Here is a 22,598-nt window from a genome sequence, read left to right as displayed (position 1 = left end):
CCAGCACTTTTGTGATGCATTCTGCACATTCATAAAAGCCTGCGAGTGCCGCGATGGCGCAAGAAAATGCAGACGTGTTGAGATAACCCGGTCATTTACTCATTGCGATGGATAACCATGGAACTGCACCTTTCTCACTTTGAACCTTGCGCTGACGGGCGACATGCCAATACAGCCATTTTCCAGCGGGCGCTGAATGAACTGGCAGAACAGGGCGGGGGAACGCTGATGGTGGAAAGTGGCCGCTACCTGGTGGGCGGCCTGCTGCTGCATTCCGATACTTGCCTGCACTTATGCGCAGGCGCGGAACTCATTGTCAGCAGCGATTATCAGCAATTTACGCAGGCAACGACGCAAAGCGTGGCGGAATGCTCTGACCGGGCGTTCCTGTATGCCCGAAATGCGCAACGCATCAGTGTGTGCGGCCAGGGGAAAATAAACGGTAATGGCAGCGCCTGGTTTAGTGAAGAAGCCGACGCAATGGGTTATCGCCAGCCCGCGCAGCATCGTCCGCGCATCATCGTTTTTGAAAATTGCCAGCAGATAACGCTGCGGGATTTCACCATCGAACAGGCACCGATGTGGACCATTCATTTGGTTTCCAGTCAGCAGATAAAAATGGATGGCGTGACCGTTGATAACTGTCTGACCATGGCGAATACCGATACGCTGGACATTGATAGCTGCCAGCAGGTGCATATCAGCAACTGTTATTTCAGTGCCGCAGACGATGCTATCTGCCTTAAAACCAGCAAAAAACCGGCGGAAATTCAGCAACCGACCCGGCAAGTGGTGATCACCAACTGTACGCTGCGTTCAAAAAGCTGCGCCATAAAAGTCGGGACGGAAACGGCGGATGACGTTGAAGATATTATCGTCACCAATTGCACCATCTGGCAGTCCAATCGCGGGATTGGCCTGGTTTCCCGCGATGGCGGGAATTTGCGGCGCATGATTTTTTCAAATATCACTTTTGCCTGTGAAGCGGCGCACGCCTGCCATTGGGGCAAAGCCGACCCGATTTATCTTTCCGTCCGTCATCGTGACCCGCAAGTGACACCCGGCTGCATCGAACACATCCAGTTTCGTGGGCTAACGGGCATCAGCGAAGGGGCAATTAACTTCCACAGCGAACAGCCAGGGCAAATTCGCCGCATCATGATTGACGGTTTACAGCTCACGCAACAACTCAGCGCTTCGCCAGAGCAGGGGCTTTATGACATCCGCCCGCCGTGTAATCCGCTTTCACCCACGGGAATGGGGCTGGACAACGCATGGTGCCTGAATCCGCAAACCCAGCGAGCATTCGGCGTGGAAGAGTATCCTGGCGGTTTGCCGGTTCTTTATGCGAGTGGTGTTCATGGCCTGACCGTGCGTAATCTGGAATTCAGCCGCCCTGAGCCACTGCCCGCAGGCTGGAACGAACAGGCTATTGTTTTGCAAGATTGCGCAGGAGTAAGAGTCGATGACTGATTTCGCATGGCTGGGGTCGGTGGCGGCGTGCTGCACCACGGGATCATTCGCTTTGCAGGTGCTGCATATCCTGAAAAACCGTGATACCAAAGCGATATCGTTGAGTATGTATCTGGTGTTTGTGTTCGGCGTCTTGTGCTGGTTGCTGTATGGGTTAAGCAACAATGACATGCCGCTGATGATCGCCAATGGTATCACTCTGGTGCTGGCGGCAACGGTGCTGGTGATGAAAGTGATGAATGAACGAGGGATAAAAACCGTCAGCAAAAAGGCGAGTTTGCGTTAACACTGCTCGCCATCATTTCTGCTATAAAAGAGGGCTACTCTTCTGTTGCGTAGCCCTGCTCAGGTAACAACTTGCCGTCAAGCCAGGCGCTATTTTCGCGCATCTCTAGTCTTCCTTCGATAAACCAGGAAACAACCAGCGGATAAATAGCGTGTTCTTGACTCTGCACACGGGCGGTAATGTCATCTTCATTGTCACCTTCAAACACCGGAACTTCGGCCTGAAGAATGACCGGGCCGCCATCCAGTTCATCAGTAACAAAATGCACCGACGTTCCGTGGACTTCATCACCATTTTCCAGAACCTGACGATGAGTATTCAGGCCCGGATATTTAGGCAACAAAGATGGATGAATGTTGATCAAGCGGCCCGCATAGTGCCCGACAAACTCCGGGCTAAGAATGCGCATATAACCGGCTAGCACCACCAGATCCGGCGCGTAGGCGTCAATCTCAAGTATTAACTCACGATCGAACGCAGCGCGATCAGCGAATTGGCTAGCTGTTAACGCGTGCGCAGGAATTTCTGCTTCACGCGCACGTTCCAGGCCAAAGGCATCGGTTTTATTACTGAATACAGCCGCCACGGTGGCATTAATCTTTTTCAGCTTACAGGCATCGATAATTGCCTGAAGATTGCTTCCGTTTCCGGAAATTAGCACCACTATACGTCTCATTACTCAATAACCACGCGCTCGGAGGAATCAGAAGCTTTGATACTACCGATTTTCCAGGCGTTTTCACCTTTTGCGTTCAAAAATTCTATCGCTTTTTCAGCTTCTGACGCAGGCAGGGCAATCAGCATGCCGACACCGCAGTTAAAGGTGCGGTACATTTCGTGACGGCTGATATTGCCGGCTTTTTGCAACCAGTTGAATACCGCAGGCCACTGCCATGAAGATTCAGCAATAATCGCCTGCGTGTTGTCTGGCAGAACGCGAGGGATATTTTCCCAGAAACCACCACCGGTCAGGTGTGCAATCGCATGAACGTCAACATTTTCAATCAATTCCAGAATGGACTTCACATAAATGCGAGTTGGTTCCAGTAAATGATCTGCCAGCGGTTTACCTTCAAGCTCTGTAGTAAGCGGGTCAGTACCGCTCACTTCCAGCACTTTACGAACCAAAGAATAACCGTTGGAATGCGGGCCACTTGATGCCAGGGCAATCAGCACATCACCGTCGGTGACTTTAGAACCATCGATGATTTCAGATTTTTCGACCACGCCAACACAGAAGCCAGCAACGTCGTAATCTTCGCCATGGTACATGCCTGGCATTTCAGCCGTTTCACCGCCAACTAATGCACAGCCAGATTGCAGACAACCTTCGGCAATACCAGAAATAACGCTCGCAGCCGTTTCGACTTCAAGTTTACCAGTTGCATAATAATCAAGGAAAAACAGCGGCTCAGCACCTTGAACAATCAGGTCATTCACACACATCGCGACCAGATCGATGCCGATAGTGTCGTGGCGTTTTAAATCCATCGCCAGACGTAATTTAGTACCCACACCGTCGGTGCCGGAAACCAGCACAGGCTCACGATACTTTTGAGGTAACGCGCACAACGCACCGAAACCGCCCAGCCCACCCATGACTTCCGGGCGGCGAGTCTTTTTCACTACACCTTTGATTTTATCGACCAGAGCGTTACCAGCATCAATATCAACACCGGCATCTTTATAGCTAAGAGAGGTTTTGTCGGTCACTGCTTAGTCCCCGCGGATGGGTTATAAATAAAAAACGCCGCAATTCTAACAGTGCAGGCAAACGTTTGCGAGCCTCTTATTTAGCGGGATGCAATTATTGTTGATATATACTCATTTCACCCTGGTTGATCTCGAAGCGGTGGCGCGGTGTTAAAAAAGCGATATAATCCGGCGATTTTTTTTGTGCTGGCCAACTATCTCTGGGAGAAAGAGTATGAAGATCGTGGAAGTCAAACACCCACTCGTCAAACACAAGCTAGGCCTGATGCGTGAGAACGACATCAGCACCAAACGCTTTCGTGAACTCGCCTCAGAAGTTGGCAGCTTGCTGACTTACGAAGCCACGGCAGATCTCGAAACTGAAAAAGTCACTATCGAAGGCTGGAATGGCCCGGTAGAGATTGATCAAATCAAAGGTAAGAAGATTACCGTTGTGCCAATTCTGCGTGCCGGTCTGGGTATGATGGAAGGCGTGTTGGAAAACGTTCCAAGCGCTCGTATCAGCGTTGTCGGTATCTACCGTAATGAAGAAACTCTGGAACCCGTACCTTACTTCCAGAAACTTGTTTCTAACATTGAAGAACGTATGGCGCTGGTGGTTGACCCTATGCTGGCAACCGGCGGTTCTATGATTGCGACCATCGACCTGCTGAAAAATGCCGGTTGCACTAGCATCAAAGTGTTGGTTCTGGTCGCAGCACCTGAAGGTATCGCCGCGCTGGAAAAAGCGCACCCGGACGTAGAGCTGTTCACCGCTTCTATCGATCAGGGTCTGAACGAGCACGGATACATTATTCCGGGCCTCGGCGATGCCGGGGACAAAATATTTGGTACTAAGTAAAAATTGAGCCGACTTCGAAAGTCGGCTTTTTTTTGATTTGTTCGAGCCGTTATTTCTAAAAACAATACTCAGAGGAAAACACAATGACACGCCGCGCCATTGGAGTGAGCGAAAGACCACCCCTGCTGCAAACGATACCGTTAAGTTTGCAACATCTGTTCGCGATGTTTGGTGCCACCGTTCTGGTACCAATCCTGTTCCACATTAACCCGGCGACGGTGCTGCTGTTTAACGGGATTGGGACACTGCTGTATCTCTTTATCTGTAAAGGTAAAATCCCGGCTTATCTCGGTTCGAGCTTTGCGTTTATTTCACCTGTGCTGCTGCTTCTGCCGCTGGGTTATGAAGTGGCGTTGGGCGGGTTTATCATGTGTGGCGTGTTGTTCTGTATCGTGGCGCTGATTGTCAAAAAGGCCGGTACTGGCTGGCTGGATGTGATGTTCCCTCCAGCGGCGATGGGCGCGATTGTGGCAGTTATCGGTCTTGAACTGGCGGGTGTGGCTGCGAATATGGCCGGTCTTCTACCTGCTGATGGCACTTCTCCTGACTCAACCACAATCATTATTTCGCTGGTTACGCTTGGGGTAACCATCTTTGGTTCAGTTCTGTTCCGTGGCTTCCTGGCGATTATCCCGATTCTTATCGGTGTGCTGGTGGGTTATGCACTCTCCTTCGCCATGGGTGTGGTTGATGTCACACCAATTATTAACGCGCACTGGTTTGCACTGCCAACCTTTTATACACCGCGTTTTGAGTGGTTTGCCATCTTAACTATTCTGCCTGCGGCGTTGGTCGTTATTGCGGAACACGTTGGTCACCTGGTGGTAACGGCAAACATTGTTAAGAAAGATTTGCTTCGTGACCCAGGCCTGCATCGTTCCATGTTTGCCAACGGCATTTCGACGATTTTCTCCGGTTTCTTTGGTTCGACGCCAAACACCACTTATGGTGAGAACATCGGCGTTATGGCGATAACCCGTGTTTATTCCACCTGGGTTATTGGTGGCGCGGCGATTCTGGCGATTCTGCTTTCCTGCGTAGGCAAACTTGCCGCAGCGATCCAGATTATCCCGGTTCCAGTGATTGGTGGTGTTTCTCTGCTGCTGTACGGCGTGATCGGTGCATCCGGTATTCGAGTGCTGATCGAATCAAAAGTCGATTACAACAAAACTCAAAACCTGATCCTGACCTCCGTTATCTTGATCATCGGGGTGAGTGGCGCAAAAGTGCACATTGGTGCTGCTGAGATAAAAGGGATGGCGCTAGCGACTATCGTAGGCGTAGGTCTGAGCCTGATCTTTAAACTTATCAGTGTGCTGCGTCCGGAAGAAGTGGTGCTGGATGCTAAAGAAAACGACGTAAATTCGTAGTTTTGCCTCAAGCCGGGCGGCGCGTTCGCCCGGTTCTATTGATCCTCATTTCTGTGTTAGACTCTACGCGTTTTTCTGCCTGTTATGGTTGAGGTAATTCTGAATACGCCGGCACAGCTATCACTGCCACTCTATTTGCCTGATGACGAAACTTTTGCGAGTTTCTGGCCGGGTGATAACCCTTCTTTACTCGCCGCACTCCAGTCCGTGCTCCGTCAGGATCACAGCGGATATATCTATTTCTGGTCGCGAGAGGGAGGAGGGCGCAGCCATTTGCTGCATGCCGCCTGTGCGGAACTGTCACAACGTGGCGAAGCTGTTGGCTACGTGCCGCTTGATAAGCGCACCTGGTTTGTCCCGGAAGTATTGGACGGTATGGAGCAGCTTTCGCTTGTGTGTATCGACAATATTGAGTGTGTAGCGGGCGACGAACTGTGGGAAATGGCGATTTTTAATCTCTATAACCGCATTCTTGAATCAGGAAAAACCCGTCTGTTGATTACCGGCGATCGTCCTCCGCGCCAGCTCAATTTGCAACTTCCCGACCTCGCATCGCGCCTTGACTGGGGCCAAATATATAAGCTGCAACCGCTTTCCGACGAAGACAAACTTCAGGCCCTGCAACTGCGTTCACGACTGCGCGGTTTTGAGCTGCCAGAAGATGTGGGCCGCTTCCTGTTAAAACGTTTGGATCGCGAAATGCGTACGCTGTTTATGACGCTCGATCAGCTGGATCATGCTTCTATCACGGCGCAACGTAAACTGACGATCCCGTTTGTGAAAGAGATTCTGAGTCTTTAATTCGTTTGGCGGATACACAGCGCGGCATCCGCCATTATCACTACAAAATTTCTAGCACCGACTCAGGCGGGCGGCCAATACGGGCTTGGCCATTAGCCAGCACTATCGGGCGCTCAATTAGCTTTGGATTTTCGACCATCGCCTGAATCAATTGCTCTTCGCTTAATGCACTATCTGCCAGATTCAACTCCTTGTACAAATCCTCTTTCTGACGCATTAACTCGCGTGCGCTGGCAAAACCCAATTGGCTGAGCAACATTTTGATGGTTGCCGCATCCGGAGGGGTTTCCAGGTACAGCACCACTTCGGGTTCTACGCCATTTGCTTTTAGCAGGCTTAACGTTTCACGGCTCTTAGAGCAGCGCGGATTGTGATAAATAGAAACGGCTGTAGACATCGTAACTCCTGTTACATCTTAGAATACGGAAGGAAGCGTTTTTGCAGTTCGCGGAACTGATCGATTCGCGCATCATAACGGGCTTGCTGCAAGCTACCCAATTTCACTTGAGCGCTGGCACTACTGAGCAGCGAAATAGCCTGGTCAAGACGCCCAACGAGTGCCATCACCTCTGCGCGTGCAGCGAGCTCTTGATCACGATTGCCTAAATCAGCCTCGGTTTGCGCTAACAAATCCCAGGCATTGCTATCATCAGGGTGAGTGAAGGTATAACGATTGAGAATTGCTGCCGCCTGCTCTGGCTGTTTTGCCTGAACATAGGCGTTGGCAAGGTTAAGCTGTAACACCGGGTTCTGTTTCAAATCAGGCGCGTTTTTCAGTCGATTGATAGCGTCCGCGAATTTATTTTGCCCAAGGTCAATATCGGTAGATAAATCGAGATACCACGCATTTGTAGGTTGTGCGGTAAGCAGTGGTTGTAAAAGCTTACGGGCTTCATCCCATTTATTACCACCCATCGCCTGAAGCGCACGACCATATGCCGCCGCGTGTTGTTCGCGAATATTTCCCTTAGACCAGCTATCCAATAAATCACTGGTTAGTTGGTTACGTCCGGAGTTGTACATACCCAACGTACGGGCTTTTGCCATGTAAAAATCTTCTGAAGATTGTGTCACCACCGGCCGCATTTGGTTGGCTCGGTTGCGTGCATCTGCTAAACGGCTTTCAGGTAATGGGTGGGTGAGCAAAATTTCTGGTGGGCGAGATGAATAACGCGACTGGTCGAGCAGTTTCTCAAGGAAGGTTGGCATCGCTTGTGGATCGAAACCGGAGCGCTGCAACACCTGAATACCGATACGGTCTGCTTCCTGCTCGTTTTGTTGCGTGAAGCTGATCATGCCCTGTTGTGTACCGGCGAGTGTTCCGCTTAACGCTGCCATACCCGCTTGAGGGCTGGCCATCGCCAGTAAAATAGAACCTAATGCACCCACCCAAGTTAGTGGAGCATTTTTTTTCTGATCTTCCATGGCTCGCGCCAGGTGACGTTGTGTGACGTGAGATATTTCGTGCGCCATAACCGAGGCGAGTTGGCTTTCATTATCGGCATAACGAAATAGCGCCGAGTGCAGCACCACATTGCCGCCGAAGAAAGCAAAGGCGTTGATTTCGTCGTTATTGATCAGAAAGAAATGGAAAGGGGTCTTAACGGAGTTGGCATGGCTAACCAGACGCATACCCAGTTTGTTGATGTACTGCACGAGCAAAGGGTCATTGATTAATGGGGCGCTGCCTCGCAGTTGACGAACATAAAAGTCGCCCATCTGCATTTCCTGGCCAATTGACAGAGTATTACCTGCTGAAGTTCCCATATCTGGCAGTTGGTCGCTAACGTCCGCAAAGGCTGGAGTTACTGGACCCGCAATCAAAGCTGCCATCAGTGTTGCAACCAGCGATTTTTTCAACTGCTTGAACATACGTCCTGTCCTGTTTAATCAAAGTTAATCTTCGACATGTATTACGTGAATTTGTTCGCATACAAAGATGAACTGTAGCCCACCGCATGACTGAGACCTATCTTATCTGCGACAATTTTAAACCGCCATTGAACAGACATAAAAAGCAAAGTCTTTACAGTGACATTTAGATACAATCTCTCCTCGCACAATACTGTCAGGGAAGGGATGTATGCTTGAAATGTTGTTGCAATGGTATCGACGACGGTTTAGCGATCCGGAGGCTATCGCACTGCTAGTCATTCTGGTTGCAGGATTTGTCATTCTATTCTTCTTCCACGGACTGTTAGCGCCGCTATTGGTGGCGATTGTGCTGGCTTATTTACTGGAGTGGCCAACCGCACGGCTTCAGCGTATCGGATGTTCACGAACCTGGGCTGCAACGATTGTATTGGTGCTGTTTGTCGGCATTTTGCTGCTGATGGTCCTGGTAGTTGCGCCAGTTGCCTGGCAGCAGGGTATCTATCTGATACGTGACATGCCGGGAATGCTGAATAAACTTTCTGATTATGCCGCCACACTGCCAAGACGTTATCCGGCACTGGTTGATGCAGGCATCATTGATGCCATCGCCGAGAACATGCGTGGGCGCATGATGGGGATGGGCGATCAAGTGGTGAAATATTCACTGGCTTCATTAGTTGGGCTGTTAACGCTGGCAATTTATCTGGTGTTAGTGCCTCTGATGGTGTTCTTCCTCGTCAAAGACAAAGAACAGATGCTTAATGCTGTTCGCCGGGTTTTACCTCGAAACCGTGGGCTTGCGGGGCAGGTATGGCTGGAGATGAATCAGCAAATTACGAACTACATTCGCGGCAAAGTGCTGGAAATGCTGGTTGTAGGTGTGGTGACCTATATTGGTTTTGTGATTTTTGGCTTGAACTACTCTCTGCTACTGGCAGTGCTGGTCGGATTCTCTGTGCTGATTCCATATATTGGCGCGTTTGTCGTGACAATCCCGGTAGTATGCGTGGCGCTATTCCAGTTTGGCATTGGCCCTGAATTCTGGACGCTTTTCGCGGTGTATCTCATCATTCAGGCGTTGGACGGTAACTTGCTCGTACCGGTGTTATTTTCTGAAGCGGTGAATTTGCATCCGTTGGTGATTATTCTGTCAGTTGTGATTTTTGGCGGGTTGTGGGGATTCTGGGGCGTCTTCTTCGCGATTCCACTTGCTACGCTGATTAAAGCGGTGGTGCATGCCTGGCCGGATAGTGTGTTGATAGACGATAAGCTAAATTAGAGAAAGTAAAAAGCCGACGTGAAGTCGGCTTTTTTAATATTTTTAGCGTAGCTATTAAGCGTTTTCTTTCAGCCAGTTCACCACAATGTCGTGATGGTTGCTGGTTTTGAAATCATCAAACACTTTTTCAACTTTCCCTTCACCATCTAGCAGGAAGCTAATACGGTGGATGCCATCGTAGGTTTTGCCCATAAAAGATTTCTCGCCCCACACCCCAAATTGCTCGCAGACCTGATGGTCTTCATCAGAAAGCAGGGTGAAGTTCAGTAACTCTTTTTCAGCAAAACGTGAAAGTTTCTCTGGTTTGTCGGTGCTAATACCCAGCACTTCCACACCGCTTTTTTTCAACGCATCCATGTTGTCGCGCAAACCACATGCTTGCACGGTGCAGCCTGGCGTCATCGCTTTAGGATAGAAATAAACCAGAACGCGCTGTCCCTGGAAGTCGGTTAAATTTATTTGCTCGCCGTCTTGATCAGGCAAGCTAAATTTCGGTGCGCTATCACCGGCTTTCAGTGGGCTCATTACAACTCTCCGTCTTAATCATCTTGCTGTGGATAATTCACAACGTTAATACTGCCTTGTGCTTTAAGTTCTGTACAGAGGACCTTGAATTCATCTTCGATAACATTCGCATCCTGACCTGCCGGACTATGAGCTGTTATCTGAATATACAGCTGGGGTGGATTGCCATCCTGAGCCGGCTGGGTACGAGAACTCAATTCCGCAATATTCATGTGATGGGCATCAAACAGATGGGTGAAACGCTCGATTAAATGAGGCGAGTCGGTCACTTCTACCTGTACCCAGACTGTTGCTGGCATTGCCGGGCGCTCTTGCGCGGCGGTACGTTTCATAACGATTAATAAATCGAGCTCAGCACCTTTCAGCGGTAGCGTTGATTCAATCAGGGTTATGGCATTCCAACTGCCAGAAAGCAGCATGATAAACGTGAACTCTTCACCGAGCATAGCGAGGCGACTGTCTTCAATATTACAGCCGCAACTGCTCACATGGCGGGTGATGGTATTAACAATACCAGGTCTGTCCGCCCCAAGGGCCGTAATGACCAAATAATGGTGTGGTGAGAGTGTCAAACGTGTTCTTCCTGTGAATCGGTGAGATATCATAAGGAAAGCATAAAAAAAAGTTGCGTACAACCGTGTAGCGTCACCTGGTGACTTGCTTTTGATCCTGCACCAAACGTACCATTGAGACACTTGTTAGCACAGAGGATGGCCAATGTTCACTGGAAGTATTGTCGCGCTTGTGACGCCGATGGATGAGAAAGGTAATGTCTGCCGGTCAAGCCTGAAAAAACTGATTGATTACCATGTCGCCAGCGGGACCTCGGCGATTGTCTCGGTAGGTACTACCGGAGAGTCTGCTACGTTGAGCCATGACGAGCACGGTGATGTGGTACTGATGACGCTGGAACTGGCCGATGGCCGTATTCCGGTTATCGCAGGGACTGGCGCGAATGCCACCTCTGAAGCTATCTCGCTGACAAAGCGTTTTGAAAACAGCGGAATTGTGGGCTGCCTGACGGTAACTCCATACTACAACCGCCCAACCCAGGAAGGGCTATATCAGCACTTCAAAGCAATCGCCGGAAGCACCGACCTGCCGCAGATGCTGTACAATGTGCCATCTCGTACCGGTTGCGACATGCTGCCTGAAACAGTAGGCCGTTTGGCGAAGATTAAAAATATTATTGGTATCAAAGAAGCTACCGGGAACTTAACACGAGTAAACCAGATCAAAGAGCTGGTTGAAGATGACTTCATCCTGGTTAGCGGCGATGACGCGAGTGCGCTGGACTTTATGCAATTGGGTGGCCACGGTGTGATTTCTGTGACGGCAAACGTAGCCGCGCGAGAAATGGCAGAAGTGTGTAAACTGGCCGCCAATGGGCAATATGCGCAAGCGCGCGTTATCAACGAACGTTTGATGCCGCTGCACAATAAATTATTTGTTGAACCCAATCCTATCCCGGTCAAATGGGCTTGTAGAGAGTTGGGACTTGTGGCGACCGATACCTTACGCCTGCCAATGACACCGCTGACTGAAGCCAGTCGTCCGGTGATTGTTAGCGCGCTCAAGCATGCCGGTTTGCTGTAAAGTTTAGGGAGATTTGATGGCTTACTCAGTACAGAAGTCGACGGTGGCGAAAGTTGCAGTGGTTTCGTTAGCCATGCTGTTAGCAGCATGTAGCACCGACCAGCGTTATAAGCGCCAGGTTAGTGGTGATGAATCCTATCTGGATGCAGCACCCCTCGCGGAAATCCACTCCCCGGCGGGGATGATCCTCCCGGTGCAGAATGGTGAATACAATATTCCGGTCACCAACGGCAGCGGCGCAGTAGGCAAACAGCTGGATATCCGTCCGCCGGCTCAACCTCTGGCATTGGTCAGTGGAGCACGTACTCAGTTTACTGGGGACACCGCAACTCTGATGGTTGAAAGTGCGCGTAGTGCAACGCTGTGGCCACAGGTCGTAAGCGCTGTACAGGCGAAAAATTACGGTATTGATAAACGTGATGACGCAAGCCAAACGCTGACCACTGACTGGGTCCAATGGAACCGTGCTGATGAAGATCAGCAGTACCGTGGGCGCTATCAAATCAGTGTGAAACCTCAGGGCTATCAACAAGCTGTGGTGGTTAAGCTGCTGAATCTGGAACAGGCTGGCAAGCCAATTTCTGATGCGGCATCTATGCAACGTTATAGTGCAGAAATGCTTAACAGCATCAGTGCGGCACTGGATAAAACCCAGACCGATCTGCAAAACGCGAAAGAAAGTCGTGCAGCAACGCAGCTTGATGTTCAAAGTGCCGCTGACGACACTGGCCTGCCAATGCTGGTGGTGCGTGGTCCATTCAACGTCGTATGGAACCGTTTACCGGCAACGCTTGAGAAAGTGGGCATGAAAGTCACCGACTCTACGCGTTCAACAGGCAGCATGGCTGTAACTTACAAACCATTGTCTGACAGCGCATGGCAAGATTTAGGGGCGAAAGACCCGGGTCTGTCCAGTGGCGATTATAAACTGCAAGTGGGCGACCTCGATAACCGCAGTAGTCTGCAGTTCATCGATCCGAAAGGTCACACGCTGACGCAGTCTCAGAACGATGCTCTGGTAGCTGCATTCCAGGCAGCATTCAGCAAGTAACATTTTAAAGGCCAGAGCTCTCTGGCCTTTTTTCTGTTAGGCTACGCAAACGTGTGCGTAGACACAGATAGCGGAATTTTTAGTTAAATCACACCTGGAGTAAGAAAGATGCAAAAGCAAGCTGAGTTGTATCGTGGCAAAGCGAAAACCGTATACAGCACGGAAAATCCGGATCTGTTGGTGCTCGAATTCCGCAATGATACTTCAGCAGGAGACGGTGCTCGTATTGAACAGTTTGACCGTAAAGGCATGGTGAACAATAAGTTCAACCATTTCATTATGACTAAACTGGAAGAGGCGGGCATTCCTACGCAAATGGAAGCTCTGCTCTCCGACAACGAAGTGCTGGTGAAAAAGCTGGATATGGTGCCGGTTGAGTGTGTAATTCGTAACCGCGCGGCGGGCTCACTGGTTAAACGCCTCGGTATTGAAGAAGGCATTGAGCTAAATCCACCGCTGTTTGACCTGTTCCTGAAAAACGATGCGATGCATGACCCGATGGTCAACGAATCTTACTGTGAAACCTTTGGATGGGTGAACAAAGAGAATTTGGCTCGTATGCGTGAGTTAAGCTACAAAGCTAACGATGTTCTGAGCAAACTGTTTGATGACGCGGGTCTGATCCTGGTCGATTTCAAGCTGGAATTTGGTTTGTTCAACGGCGAGGTTGTACTGGGTGATGAGTTTTCCCCAGACGGTAGCCGTCTTTGGGACAAAGAAACCCTCGACAAGATGGACAAAGACCGTTTCCGCCAGAGCCTTGGTGGCCTGATTGAAGCTTATGAAGAAGTCGCTCGTCGTCTTGGCGTTCAATTAGACTAAGTTTACCCGTCATACTTCGAGCTGCAGTGGCGTAGCCGCATTACTGCAACTCGAATTATTTTAGGTATTACAGCAAGATTTCCTTTAAAGCCGGATGTGTTTTACATCCGGCTTTTTCACATCTTGTTTCCTATGGTAATCCTGGAATTAACCACCTACGATCTACTTATTACAAGTTATGAATAATGAGGTCGACTATGCGCTGGCAAGGTCGTCGCGAAAGCGACAATGTTGAAGACAGACGAAACAACTCTTCTGGCCCAAGTTTCGGGGGCGGCGGCGGCGGCGGTGGATTCCGCTTACCTGGCGGTAAAGGCGGTATCATCTTATTAATAGTGGTCGTTGTGGCGAGCTATTATGGTGTCGATCTCACTTCAATGCTCGGTGGGCAGCCCGTTCCGCAACAGCAATCTACGCAACGATCCATTAGCCCTAACGATGATGAGGCCGCTAAATTTACCCGGGTTATTCTGGCAACGACCGAGGACTCCTGGGGAGAAGTTTTCCAGAAGATGGGGCGCACTTATCAACCACCAAAAATGGTGATGTACCGTGGCAGTACACGTACTGGCTGTGGCACAGGTCAGTCAATCATGGGGCCTTTCTACTGCCCGGCTGACAGCACGGTGTATATCGATCTCTCTTTCTACGATGAAATGAAAAGCAAACTGGGCGCTGATGGTGATTTCGCTCAAGGCTACGTCATTGCTCATGAAGTCGGCCACCACGTGCAGAAATTGTTAGGGATTGAACCTAAAGTCCGCCAGCTCCAGCAGGGTGTAAGCCAGGCGGAGGGCAATCGTCTTTCTGTAAAAATGGAATTGCAGGCCGATTGCTTCGCGGGTGTCTGGGGCAACAGCATGCAAAAACAAGAAGTGTTGGATGCCGGAGATTTGCAGGAAGCGTTGAATGCAGCTGAAGCGATTGGCGATGATAAACTGCAACAACAGAGTCAGGGACGCGTTGTTCCCGACAGCTTCACCCATGGTACTTCAGAACAGCGCTATACCTGGTTCAAACGCGGTTTCGATAGCGGTGACCCGGCGCAGTGCAATACCTTCGGTAATACCGCCAAATAACGAGATGTGACAAGGACGCAAGCCATGGAGCAGCTAAGGCAAGCAACCGCCAGTATGGCTGATGCTGGTATTCGCCGTATGATTATCATGGCGGGTGAGAAAACCTGGAGTAGTCAGCAAGTACAATCTCTTACCCGGCAATTACCCGGTGACTGGCTATGGGTTGGTGCAGCCCCGGAATTGCCGCTTCATTGTGCAACGTCGGCAATGCGCACTCTATTGGGCCGTGAGATTCTCCATGCGGTCTTTGATGCAAGAGAAGGGCTTGATGCTGAAGCGCTGGCAGCCCTCGCGGGAACGCTTAAAGCGGGCAGTTGGTTGGTTCTGCTGGTTCCCGACTGGGACAATTGGCCGATGCAGCCCGATTGCGATTCAAGCCGCTGGAGTGAGCAGCCGGAAGCGATTCCTACTCCGCATTTTATCGCTCATCTACAGCACTGTATCAGTGCAGATAGCGAATGCGTGCTCTGGCAGCAGTATCAGCCGCTGCAAATCCCTGCTTTCTCGCCACGTCCACAATGGCATGCAGCCAATGGTGCACCTTTTGCAGAGCAGGCCGCTATTCTGGCTAAACTTTTGAATATGCCTGCGGGCGTTGCGGTGGTTACTGCTCCCCGCGGGCGTGGTAAATCTGCGCTGGCGGGGATGTTATTGCAAAGGATTCCAGTCAAAGGGCTGGTAACCGCTCCGGGAAAAGCGGCGACGGATGTGCTCGCTGAGCATGCAGGCGAGCGTTTCAATTTTGTCGCACCTGACGCACTGCTTGCCAACCCCGATGCATTTCAGGCCGACTGGCTCATCATTGATGAAGCCGCAGCGCTTCCGGCACCCCAGCTACGCCAGCTAATATCCCATTTCCCGCGGGCTTTACTCATCACCACGGTTCAGGGTTATGAAGGGACAGGGCGCGGGTTTGTACTCAAGTTCTGCGCAAGTCTCGACGCACTGACGCGCTACACTCTTTCAACACCCATCCGTTGGGCTGCAAATGATCCGCTGGAAAAGTTAATCGACGCGGTTTTGCTATTTGATGAAATCGACATAACGACAGCCCCGCAAGGTACGATTTCTTTGCAGGTCATTGAACGTGCCAGCGAGTTACAACCATCGCAACAACTACAACAGATGTACCGCTTACTGTCTGGCGCGCATTACCGTACTTCACCACTGGACTGGCGTCGGATGCTGGATGCTCCGGGGCAGCATTTTATTGCTGCAATCAGTCGTGGAGAAACGATTGGAGCAACCTGGCTTGTGGAGGAGGGTGGGCTTCATGAGGATCTCAGTCGAGCGGTGTGGGCCGGATTTCGGCGTCCACGTGGTAATTTAGTGGCGCAATCGTTGGCAGCACATGGCGGTAGTCCATTAGCTGCGACACTTATAGGATTGCGCGTCAGCCGTATTGCTGTGCATCCTCTGCGCCAGCGTCAGCAAAGCGGCCAACAGATGATTGCCAAAGTGAAAGATCATGCAATGTTTGTTGCTGATTATCTTTCGGTGAGTTTTGGTTTTACTAACGAGTTATGGCGCTTTTGGGAAAGCTGTGGCTTCCGGTTGGTGCGCGTAGGTAGTCACCGGGAGGCCAGCAGTGGCTGCTATACGGCGATGGCGTTATTGCCGTTAACCGAGCAAGGTGAAGCTTTGACTGGTCATGAGCAGCAGAGGCTACAGCGCGATATTAAGTGGCTGCAACCGTGGATTGACCAATCCTTACCTGTTATTCCTGATGAAAAGGCTGCGCTAAACAGTGATGACTGGCTGGAGTTGGCAGGATTTGCCTTTGGACATCGCCCTGTGGAGGCCTGTCTGGGCTCTCTGAACCGTTTGTTGCTCACCAGCGATTTACCCCTTAACGCACTACGTGGCCGGGTACAACAGCGTTTAAGTGTTGAGTTTCTTTGCCAGCAATTACGCATTTCCGGACGCAAAGCATTGTTAATTGCGATGCGGCAGGAAGTGCAAAAGGCGCTGGAAAAACTTGATGAGCAACAGTGCATTGAGCTGAAAAATACGCTTTTACAATTGCAATTTTTCCACTAACTCGTTCAGTCAAACAGTATGGTCATCATGGAATCCCGGCGTATAGTCATCTCCAGAAACTAAAGGAGAACACCATGAAACACGACCATTTTGTAGTTCAAAGCCCTGCCACCCCGGCTAAGCAACTGATTCTGTTATTTCATGGTGTTGGCGATAATCCGGTAGCAATGGGGGAAATTGGTAGCTGGTTTGCGCCACATTTCCCCGATGCGCTGGTGGTCAGCGTAGGTGGCCCGGCACCCAGCGGCCTGTATAAAGGCCGTGAGTGGTTTTCCGTTGCGGGAGTCACGGAAGAAAACCGCCAGGCACGAGTTGATGCCATCATGCCAACATTTGTCCAGGTGGTGCGTGACTTGCAAAAAGACAGTGGCGTTCCTGCGAATGCCACAGCTCTGATTGGTTTCTCGCAAGGGGCGATCATGGCGCTTGAGGGAGTGAAAGCACAGTCAGAACTGGCTTCTCGCGTGGTAGCTTTTAATGGCCGTTATGCGCAACTTCCGCCAAGTGCCTCAACTTCAACCACTATTCATTTGATTCATGGTGACGTTGATAAAGTGATTGATGTGAAGCATGCCTTTGATGCTTACGAACAGTTAATGCAACTGGGCGGTGATGTGACGCTGGATGTGATTGACGATTTGGGCCATGCAATTGATGAGCGCAGCATTCAGATTGCGCTCGATCACCTGCGTTATACCGTGCCGAAGCACTATTTCGATGAGGCTCTCAGCGGCGGTAAGCCAAACGACGATGATATTGTCGAGTTTCTTTGAACCCTCGGTCTGAGTGAAGCTCCCAGCTCATAGACTCCTTCTGTATTTTGAACACAGCAGGATTCTATGGGCACACCAGAACATCACGTTCCTGCTGAGATAATTCATCCATGTTATGCTTCATGCAATATTGTGTTTGATTGAGGTTTTTCGTGATCGATTATGATGCTTTCCCTGAGCAGCGGCAGGATCTTATCCATCAAATGCTTACTGAAACTGGCAGGGTGATTGGCGCCGACATTGCCCGCCAACTCGGTGTTTCAGAACATACTATTCGCCGTGATCTTCAGGTTCTGGCTCGCAAAGGTTTATGTAAAAAAGTCTACGGAGGGGCTGTTAGTCAGCTTCAGAAATCAGCGAGCTTTGAAACCCGTGTGGCGCAAAGTGTTTCTGAAAAGTCAGATGTAGCCAGACGATGCGCTGAGTTGATAAAGCCGGATACCTGTATTTTCATCGACGCTGGTTCAACGTATCTGGCGATGGTGGATTTTATCCCTGAGTCGTTTGAACTTACCATCGTGACAAATTCGCCACAAATTGCCTCTGCATTAAGCAGTAGACAATCAGGGGAGTTGATTCTGTTGGGAGGAAAAGTGAGTCCCAAAACAGGGAGCACTCTGGGTTTAGATACCGTAAACCAGGTCCGTAATATGATTTTTGACCAGACGTTTATCGGTGTTTGTGGCCTCGACCCACAGGCTGGGCTCACAGCCGTATACTATGAAGATGCCTGTTTTAAAAAAGAAGTCATCGCTCAGAGTAACGAAGTTATTGCCGCTGTCATTGCAGATAAGATGTGTCAGGTGGCGAGATATAAAGTTGCTACCTGTGATGCTATTGATATTGTCGTGGTGAGCCGTGAAACCCGAATGCAGGATTTCAGTAGCGAAAATCTTCGCATCGAGATTGTTGATTAGCCACATATCTACCTCAGTGAAGGCTGGAATGAACCTTCACTGATGGTTTGCGCAAGCAGACGTTAGGACTGAAGAGCCAACATCCGTTTGATCGTTTCCTGGACTGCATTTGCGTCATTGTATCCAGTGATAAAATTTGCAACCGCCTTGGTTTCCTCGAAGGCATTGCGCATTGCAAAACTGTATTCGGCCATTGCGAGCAACTCAATATCGTTGTAGCCATCGCCGAAAGCCATGGTTTCGTGCTTACTGACACCAAGCAGTTCCTGGAGCTTTTGTATGGTGGTTCCTTTGTGAACACCATAGTCCGCAATATCAATCCATGCCGCTTCTGACACCACAATGTAAACTTCATTTTCGAAGGTGGACAGGTGAGGCCGGGTCTGTGGGCAGTGACCTTCCTCGTCATACACAGTAATTTTAACAAAATCAGATGTCAGCGCACCCAGGTCGTCTACTTCAACCATGCTAGAATACGAATTTCGTACCTTATCCTTTAGCCTTTGCGCAAGGTCGGCGCGGATCACTGCCCCTTCTGAAGTACAGGCGATGATGACATGTTGAGAGCTAACTTCCTGAAGGGTATTAATGATGCGTAAGCCCAACTCATTTTTGATCAGTGACTGATAAACAAATTTCCCGTCGTATTTGATTCGGGTTGCACTGTCTCCCACAATCCACAGGTTCCTGCTGTAGTCTCCAAACAACTCCTCAACCCTGTTGCACTGTTTTCCGGTACAGGCTGCGAAGTGAACACCCTTTTCGGCCATTATTGCGCTGACTTCCATGAATAACGCCCTGTCATAATCTCCGTTACTATTTAGAAATGTGCCATCCAGGTCAGTAATAATAAGTTTAATCATCAGGTCAGAGCCTCTATGTGGTGGAGTGTATGACGACGTCAGGTGATATTCGAATCTCATAAAGCATGTTGATTTGTGCGACATTACGCACACTTAATGGTGGTCTAATGTTGCTCGATGATGCTCGTTAGTGTGTTTTTGTGCAATATTTAGATCTAAAAAATTGCTGCGGTGATAGTTTGTGATAGATTTGTTTTCAGAATATACGCTGTTTGAGGTATGAGGGGGCAGGATCTTGCCGGCGGCAACGAGTCTGGCCAGTAAGGGTTTTAACGAATTCTAAATCTGTTGATTACTCTGATAACTAAAGAGAAATTTCTATGAAACATGAACATGTTGGCGAAATTATAATTAGTGAATCGGCTATTGCCGAGGGTGTGACAAAAGTTGCTGCACAACTCAATCAGCATTTTAATGACGCTGTCATTATTACGGTTGTACCGGGCGGGATCCTCTTCACTGCTGACCTGACCCGGCAGTTAATTTTTGATATTAATATGGATTATATTGCCTGCCCGCATACGCCAGGCGACAGGAATAATAACTCAGCGATCGTTTTCCATCAGAATATCGATATCAGCGGTCGGGATGTCATCATCATTGATGATGCCATTGAGTCAGGCGGAACGATGAAGCGCCTTGTTCAATTTGTCTTAGAAAACCACACGCCTAAATCGATCAGCGTTGCTGTTCTTTTTGTCAAACCGGGTCGAGTAGATATCCCCGTCAGACAATATTATGCATATGAGATGGAAAATGATGACTTATTAATTGGATATGGCATGCCATGGGAAAATAAGTACAGAAATCTGCCTTATGTAGCCAAATTAAAACGTTAAGTTTTGACTGCTTGCCTTTAGACACTGGCCTGAATGCCAGAAAAGCGAAGGGCTCGGTAGTCTGAAAAGCGGGGATTTCCCCGCTCATTTGTTAGTTAAGGCTTTTTCTTTGGGAAATCGTCTTCGTCATCCCACTTATCGTTAAAGTCACGATGAGGAGGAAGCTCAGGTTTATTCGCCATATATTTTTTCGGATCAATACGCTTCAGATCCTTAATTACATTAAGGAAAATCCCCAGAAGCAGCACCAGTACGATGATCCACCAATAATGCGATAGCCATTCCATGCGTATAACCTCTTTCGCCTTGTTAATTGACGTTGTGGCGGCGTTTGCTGCACTCACTTACCCGAATCAATTACTCAAGTAAGCTCATCGGGATAAGCTCCATGGCTGCCGTGCCACAACACCAATTAATCTGGCTATGATTAATGTTAATTGCGACCTGTCAGGCGACAAGCTGCTCCATAATGCGTTGATACATACGGGCCAACATTTGCAGGTCAGCGGCGTTAACACACTCATTTATCTTATGAATAGTCGCGTTCACTGGCCCAAGTTCCACCACCTGCGCCCCCATGCGTGCGATAAAGCGCCCATCGGATGTGCCGCCGGTGGTCAACAGTTGCGGTCTAATCTCATTATAGTGCTCAACTGCATTCACTACCGCATCCACCAGCTTCCCGCGTGACGTAAGGAACGGTTGGCCCGAGAGCCACCAGTCGAGGGTGTAACGCAACTCATACTTATCGAGCAGGGCAATCACGCGTTGTTTAATATCTTCGTCAGTCAGCTCCGTGCTGAAGCGGAAGTTGAACTGCACGTAGAGATCGCCTGGGATAACGTTGTTACTGCCGGTGCCGGCCTGAACGTTGGCAATCTGCATGCTGGTCGCCGGGAAGAACTCATTGCCCTTGTCCCACTCAATATTGACCAGTTCATTGAGCATTGGCGCTGCGCGATGAACCGGGTTATCAGCCAGATGCGGGTAAGCAACGTGCCCCTGTACACCGTGAACGGTGAGGTTACAGGTCAGTGAGCCACGGCGGCCGTTTTTTACTACATCGCCTACAACTTCAGTGCTGGAAGGTTCACCAACCAGGCAGTAATCGAGTCTTTCATGGCGCGCCATTAATGTTTCGACGACTTTAACAGTGCCATTTTTGGCACTGGCTTCTTCATCAGACGTGATAAGAAATGCAAGGCGGCCTTTATGGCGCGGGTTCTGTGCCACAAAACGTTCTGCTGCAACCACCATCGCGGCTAGCGACCCTTTCATATCTGCAGCACCACGACCAAAGAGCATGCCATCACGGATAGTCGGTTCAAACGGTGGGTTAATCCAGCGGTCGGCATCACCTGAAGGCACGACGTCGGTATGGCCAGCAAACGCCAGCGTTTCGCCTTTTCCTCGCCATGCCCAGAAGTTTTGCGTGTCGCCAAAATCCATGTGCTCGATAGTAAAACCAATGGCACGTAGTCGCTCAATCATCAGCGCCTGGCAGCCAGCGTCGTCAGGGCTCAGAGAAGGGCGGCGGATAAGCTGTTGCGTCAGCTCAATAACCGGGCAAGACATAGCTCTATACCTCGTTGATAAACTGCTGATAGTTCGATTCATTGAAACCCAGCAGCATAGGCTGACCGGGCGCGTAGAGCAATGGGCGTTTGATGATTGCTGGCATTTCAAGCATTAGCGCTGCTGCAGTTTCGGCGTCAGTAATACTTGCGCGATGAGCTTCATCGAGCTTTCTCCAGGTCGTCCCGCGCGTATTCAACAATGCTTCCCAGCCTAACTCGGCAATAAAACTATTCAATAATTCGGCATCTAACCCATCTACACGATAGTCATGGAATTGATATTCCACACCTTGAGTATCCAACCAGCGGCGTGCTTTCTTGATGGTGTCGCAGTTTTTAATACCGTAGAGAATTATCACGGGTTAAATCCTTATTTTTGGCAGTGATTATTTATGCAGCAATTTAGAATAAATAAAATGATAAAAAAGTTGCAAGGAAAAATATAACTCAATTGCTAATCTAAAAGTTAGGTAATAGAGATTCTTTTTCTGCTTTGATTAATTTATCGCCGTTTGGCATTGAGAGTGCTCAGAGTCTTTGAGTGCTACGAAAAGTCCGATTTTCGTGGCTTGCAGAGCTGCGGAGTAACTGAAACATTTTATTTCAAGTGTTTCGTCACATTATTAAATACCTATTGAGCTAATAATTAAGTCCATACGCAGTCGACTCTCAATATTTGATGATAGATAGCCAGTGAAGCTGCAAAGTAATGCCGCTTCACTCCATGGAAGGGATTACGTATAATTAAAGCAATTATAAGAGAGGCGGTTATGATTGAGCACGAACTAGGGAACTGGAAAGATTTCATTGAAGATATGCTTCGTAAATGATCTAACCGGGTAAAAAATACAATGGGAACATGATGTTCTTATTCTCAA

Annotated in this window: 25 protein-coding genes; 15 read left to right on the top strand and 10 right to left on the bottom strand. The window is 49.5% G+C overall.

The features are described 5' to 3' along the window. Window positions 1-117 precede the first annotated feature (117 nt). Window positions 118-1,473, top strand: a complete 1,356-nt coding sequence (locus tag M977_RS05620; protein WP_064513001.1) for a glycoside hydrolase family 28 protein — start codon at window positions 118-120, stop codon at window positions 1,471-1,473. Next, window positions 1,466-1,759 carry a SemiSWEET family sugar transporter gene (locus tag M977_RS05615; RefSeq protein WP_064512999.1) on the top strand — a complete coding sequence of 98 codons (294 nt, stop codon included), beginning with the start codon at window positions 1,466-1,468 and terminating at the stop codon, window positions 1,757-1,759. Before M977_RS05620 ends, M977_RS05615 begins: the two co-directional genes overlap by 8 nt. Before the next feature lie 34 nt (window positions 1,760-1,793). On the opposite strand, the gene purN is transcribed toward M977_RS05615, so the two are convergent. Together purN and purM are read right to left on the bottom strand one after the other, a co-directional pair. Next, window positions 1,794-2,435 carry a phosphoribosylglycinamide formyltransferase gene (gene purN, locus M977_RS05610; protein WP_064512996.1) on the bottom strand — a complete coding sequence of 214 codons (642 nt, stop codon included), beginning with the start codon at window positions 2,433-2,435 and terminating at the stop codon, window positions 1,794-1,796. Beyond that, complete coding sequence (purM, locus tag M977_RS05605) at window positions 2,435-3,472, bottom strand: phosphoribosylformylglycinamidine cyclo-ligase (protein ID WP_064512995.1); 1,038 nt, start codon at window positions 3,470-3,472, stop codon at window positions 2,435-2,437. The genes purN and purM overlap by 1 nt, the downstream gene beginning before the upstream one ends. Before the next feature lie 214 nt (window positions 3,473-3,686). Between purM and upp the strand changes: the two genes are divergently transcribed. From upp to M977_RS05590, 3 genes are all read left to right on the top strand, one after another. Continuing rightward, window positions 3,687-4,313: a uracil phosphoribosyltransferase gene (gene upp / locus M977_RS05600; RefSeq protein WP_034459132.1), complete on the top strand. Its 627-nt coding sequence runs from the start codon at window positions 3,687-3,689 to the stop codon at window positions 4,311-4,313. An 83-nt stretch (window positions 4,314-4,396) separates the two neighbouring features. Next, window positions 4,397-5,683 carry a uracil permease gene (gene uraA, locus M977_RS05595; RefSeq protein WP_064512992.1) on the top strand — a complete coding sequence of 429 codons (1,287 nt, stop codon included), beginning with the start codon at window positions 4,397-4,399 and terminating at the stop codon, window positions 5,681-5,683. Between the two features lie 99 nt (window positions 5,684-5,782). Beyond that, complete coding sequence (locus M977_RS05590) at window positions 5,783-6,484, top strand: DnaA inactivator Hda (RefSeq protein WP_226812157.1); 702 nt, start codon at window positions 5,783-5,785, stop codon at window positions 6,482-6,484. 40 nt (window positions 6,485-6,524) lie between these two features. Here the strand turns inward: M977_RS05590 and arsC are convergent, their stop codons facing one another. Continuing rightward, on the bottom strand, window positions 6,525-6,881 hold the full coding sequence (gene arsC, locus M977_RS05585) for an arsenate reductase (glutaredoxin) (protein WP_064512989.1): 357 nt from the start codon (window positions 6,879-6,881) through the stop codon (window positions 6,525-6,527). A gap of 11 nt (window positions 6,882-6,892) precedes the next feature. Further along, window positions 6,893-8,356 carry a beta-barrel assembly-enhancing protease gene (bepA, locus tag M977_RS05580; protein ID WP_064512986.1) on the bottom strand — a complete coding sequence of 488 codons (1,464 nt, stop codon included), beginning with the start codon at window positions 8,354-8,356 and terminating at the stop codon, window positions 6,893-6,895. Between the two features lie 211 nt (window positions 8,357-8,567). On the opposite strand from bepA, the gene M977_RS05575 reads away from it, so the two are divergent. Next, window positions 8,568-9,638: an AI-2E family transporter gene (locus M977_RS05575; protein ID WP_064512984.1), complete on the top strand. Its 1,071-nt coding sequence runs from the start codon at window positions 8,568-8,570 to the stop codon at window positions 9,636-9,638. A 54-nt stretch (window positions 9,639-9,692) separates the two neighbouring features. On the opposite strand, the gene bcp is transcribed toward M977_RS05575, so the two are convergent. Both bcp and M977_RS05565 read right to left on the bottom strand, forming a co-directional pair. Next, window positions 9,693-10,163 carry a thioredoxin-dependent thiol peroxidase gene (bcp, locus tag M977_RS05570; protein ID WP_064512983.1) on the bottom strand — a complete coding sequence of 157 codons (471 nt, stop codon included), beginning with the start codon at window positions 10,161-10,163 and terminating at the stop codon, window positions 9,693-9,695. A gap of 14 nt (window positions 10,164-10,177) precedes the next feature. Continuing rightward, window positions 10,178-10,735, bottom strand: a complete 558-nt coding sequence (locus tag M977_RS05565; protein WP_064512981.1) for a glycine cleavage system transcriptional repressor — start codon at window positions 10,733-10,735, stop codon at window positions 10,178-10,180. A 145-nt stretch (window positions 10,736-10,880) separates the two neighbouring features. Here M977_RS05565 and dapA point away from each other — a divergent pair, with 145 nt between their 5' ends. The 7 genes from dapA to M977_RS05530 all read left to right on the top strand — a co-directional run bounded on the left by dapA (window position 10,881) and on the right by M977_RS05530 (window position 18,441). Next, a complete protein-coding gene (gene dapA, locus M977_RS05560) occupies window positions 10,881-11,759 on the top strand; it encodes a 4-hydroxy-tetrahydrodipicolinate synthase (RefSeq protein WP_034459109.1) in 879 nt (292 codons plus the stop codon). Between the two features lie 16 nt (window positions 11,760-11,775). Next, the gene (bamC, locus tag M977_RS05555; protein ID WP_064512979.1) at window positions 11,776-12,810 is read left to right on the top strand and encodes an outer membrane protein assembly factor BamC; all 1,035 of its coding nucleotides are present in this window, start codon (window positions 11,776-11,778) and stop codon (window positions 12,808-12,810) included. A gap of 108 nt (window positions 12,811-12,918) precedes the next feature. Further along, window positions 12,919-13,632 (top strand): phosphoribosylaminoimidazolesuccinocarboxamide synthase, encoded by a 714-nt coding sequence (gene purC / locus M977_RS05550; RefSeq protein WP_034459103.1) that lies wholly within the window; start codon window positions 12,919-12,921, stop codon window positions 13,630-13,632. Between the two features lie 197 nt (window positions 13,633-13,829). Continuing rightward, window positions 13,830-14,711 (top strand): KPN_02809 family neutral zinc metallopeptidase, encoded by an 882-nt coding sequence (gene ypfJ, locus M977_RS05545; RefSeq protein ID WP_064512977.1) that lies wholly within the window; start codon window positions 13,830-13,832, stop codon window positions 14,709-14,711. A gap of 24 nt (window positions 14,712-14,735) precedes the next feature. Further along, window positions 14,736-16,751, top strand: a complete 2,016-nt coding sequence (locus M977_RS05540; protein ID WP_064512975.1) for a tRNA(Met) cytidine acetyltransferase TmcA — start codon at window positions 14,736-14,738, stop codon at window positions 16,749-16,751. A gap of 74 nt (window positions 16,752-16,825) precedes the next feature. Continuing rightward, window positions 16,826-17,524: an esterase gene (gene ypfH / locus M977_RS05535; RefSeq protein WP_064512973.1), complete on the top strand. Its 699-nt coding sequence runs from the start codon at window positions 16,826-16,828 to the stop codon at window positions 17,522-17,524. Between the two features lie 152 nt (window positions 17,525-17,676). After that, a complete protein-coding gene (locus tag M977_RS05530) occupies window positions 17,677-18,441 on the top strand; it encodes a DeoR/GlpR family DNA-binding transcription regulator (RefSeq protein WP_064512971.1) in 765 nt (254 codons plus the stop codon). A 62-nt stretch (window positions 18,442-18,503) separates the two neighbouring features. Here M977_RS05530 and M977_RS05525 read toward each other — a convergent pair whose 3' ends face one another. Next, a complete protein-coding gene (locus M977_RS05525) occupies window positions 18,504-19,304 on the bottom strand; it encodes a Cof-type HAD-IIB family hydrolase (protein WP_064512969.1) in 801 nt (266 codons plus the stop codon). 320 nt (window positions 19,305-19,624) lie between these two features. On the opposite strand from M977_RS05525, the gene M977_RS05520 reads away from it, so the two are divergent. After that, entirely contained in the window at window positions 19,625-20,143 is a 519-nt protein-coding gene (locus M977_RS05520) for a phosphoribosyltransferase (protein WP_209438598.1), read from the top strand. A gap of 95 nt (window positions 20,144-20,238) precedes the next feature. Here the strand turns inward: M977_RS05520 and M977_RS05515 are convergent, their stop codons facing one another. From M977_RS05515 to M977_RS05505, 3 genes are all read right to left on the bottom strand, one after another. Then, window positions 20,239-20,430: a YpfN family protein gene (locus M977_RS05515; RefSeq protein WP_034459091.1), complete on the bottom strand. Its 192-nt coding sequence runs from the start codon at window positions 20,428-20,430 to the stop codon at window positions 20,239-20,241. Between the two features lie 160 nt (window positions 20,431-20,590). Beyond that, window positions 20,591-21,718 carry a succinyl-diaminopimelate desuccinylase gene (gene dapE, locus M977_RS05510; protein ID WP_034459089.1) on the bottom strand — a complete coding sequence of 376 codons (1,128 nt, stop codon included), beginning with the start codon at window positions 21,716-21,718 and terminating at the stop codon, window positions 20,591-20,593. Window positions 21,719-21,722: 4 nt separating this feature from the next. After that, window positions 21,723-22,079, bottom strand: a complete 357-nt coding sequence (locus M977_RS05505; protein ID WP_064512967.1) for an ArsC family reductase — start codon at window positions 22,077-22,079, stop codon at window positions 21,723-21,725. A gap of 411 nt (window positions 22,080-22,490) precedes the next feature. Here M977_RS05505 and ypfM point away from each other — a divergent pair, with 411 nt between their 5' ends. After that, the gene (ypfM, locus tag M977_RS25190; protein WP_087867655.1) at window positions 22,491-22,550 is read left to right on the top strand and encodes a protein YpfM; all 60 of its coding nucleotides are present in this window, start codon (window positions 22,491-22,493) and stop codon (window positions 22,548-22,550) included. Window positions 22,551-22,598 lie beyond the last annotated feature (48 nt).

Source organism: Buttiauxella gaviniae ATCC 51604 (assembly GCF_001654835.1).
Lineage (GTDB): Bacteria > Pseudomonadota > Gammaproteobacteria > Enterobacterales > Enterobacteriaceae > Buttiauxella > Buttiauxella gaviniae.
Note: the sequence above shows the minus strand (reverse complement) of the source record. Positions and strands in the feature narration are given on the sequence as shown.

Bases quoted from the DNA above. Each gene is read 5' to 3' on its own strand.
- M977_RS05620 (WP_064513001.1), top strand. From the start codon at position 118: ATGGAACTGCACCTTTCTCACTTTGAACCTTGCGCTGACGGGCGACAT.
- M977_RS05615 (WP_064512999.1), top strand. From the start codon at position 1,466: ATGACTGATTTCGCATGGCTGGGGTCGGTGGCGGCGTGCTGCACCACG.
- purN (WP_064512996.1), bottom strand. From the start codon at position 2,435: ATGAGACGTATAGTGGTGCTAATTTCCGGAAACGGAAGCAATCTTCAG.
- upp (WP_034459132.1), top strand. From the start codon at position 3,687: ATGAAGATCGTGGAAGTCAAACACCCACTCGTCAAACACAAGCTAGGC.
- uraA (WP_064512992.1), top strand. From the start codon at position 4,397: ATGACACGCCGCGCCATTGGAGTGAGCGAAAGACCACCCCTGCTGCAA.
- arsC (WP_064512989.1), bottom strand. From the start codon at position 6,881: ATGTCTACAGCCGTTTCTATTTATCACAATCCGCGCTGCTCTAAGAGC.
- bepA (WP_064512986.1), bottom strand. From the start codon at position 8,356: ATGTTCAAGCAGTTGAAAAAATCGCTGGTTGCAACACTGATGGCAGCT.
- M977_RS05575 (WP_064512984.1), top strand. From the start codon at position 8,568: ATGCTTGAAATGTTGTTGCAATGGTATCGACGACGGTTTAGCGATCCG.
- bcp (WP_064512983.1), bottom strand. From the start codon at position 10,163: ATGAGCCCACTGAAAGCCGGTGATAGCGCACCGAAATTTAGCTTGCCT.
- dapA (WP_034459109.1), top strand. From the start codon at position 10,881: ATGTTCACTGGAAGTATTGTCGCGCTTGTGACGCCGATGGATGAGAAA.
- bamC (WP_064512979.1), top strand. From the start codon at position 11,776: ATGGCTTACTCAGTACAGAAGTCGACGGTGGCGAAAGTTGCAGTGGTT.
- purC (WP_034459103.1), top strand. From the start codon at position 12,919: ATGCAAAAGCAAGCTGAGTTGTATCGTGGCAAAGCGAAAACCGTATAC.
- ypfJ (WP_064512977.1), top strand. From the start codon at position 13,830: ATGCGCTGGCAAGGTCGTCGCGAAAGCGACAATGTTGAAGACAGACGA.
- M977_RS05540 (WP_064512975.1), top strand. From the start codon at position 14,736: ATGGAGCAGCTAAGGCAAGCAACCGCCAGTATGGCTGATGCTGGTATT.
- ypfH (WP_064512973.1), top strand. From the start codon at position 16,826: ATGAAACACGACCATTTTGTAGTTCAAAGCCCTGCCACCCCGGCTAAG.
- M977_RS05525 (WP_064512969.1), bottom strand. From the start codon at position 19,304: ATGATTAAACTTATTATTACTGACCTGGATGGCACATTTCTAAATAGT.
- M977_RS05520 (WP_209438598.1), top strand. From the start codon at position 19,625: ATGAAACATGAACATGTTGGCGAAATTATAATTAGTGAATCGGCTATT.
- M977_RS05515 (WP_034459091.1), bottom strand. From the start codon at position 20,430: ATGGAATGGCTATCGCATTATTGGTGGATCATCGTACTGGTGCTGCTT.
- dapE (WP_034459089.1), bottom strand. From the start codon at position 21,718: ATGTCTTGCCCGGTTATTGAGCTGACGCAACAGCTTATCCGCCGCCCT.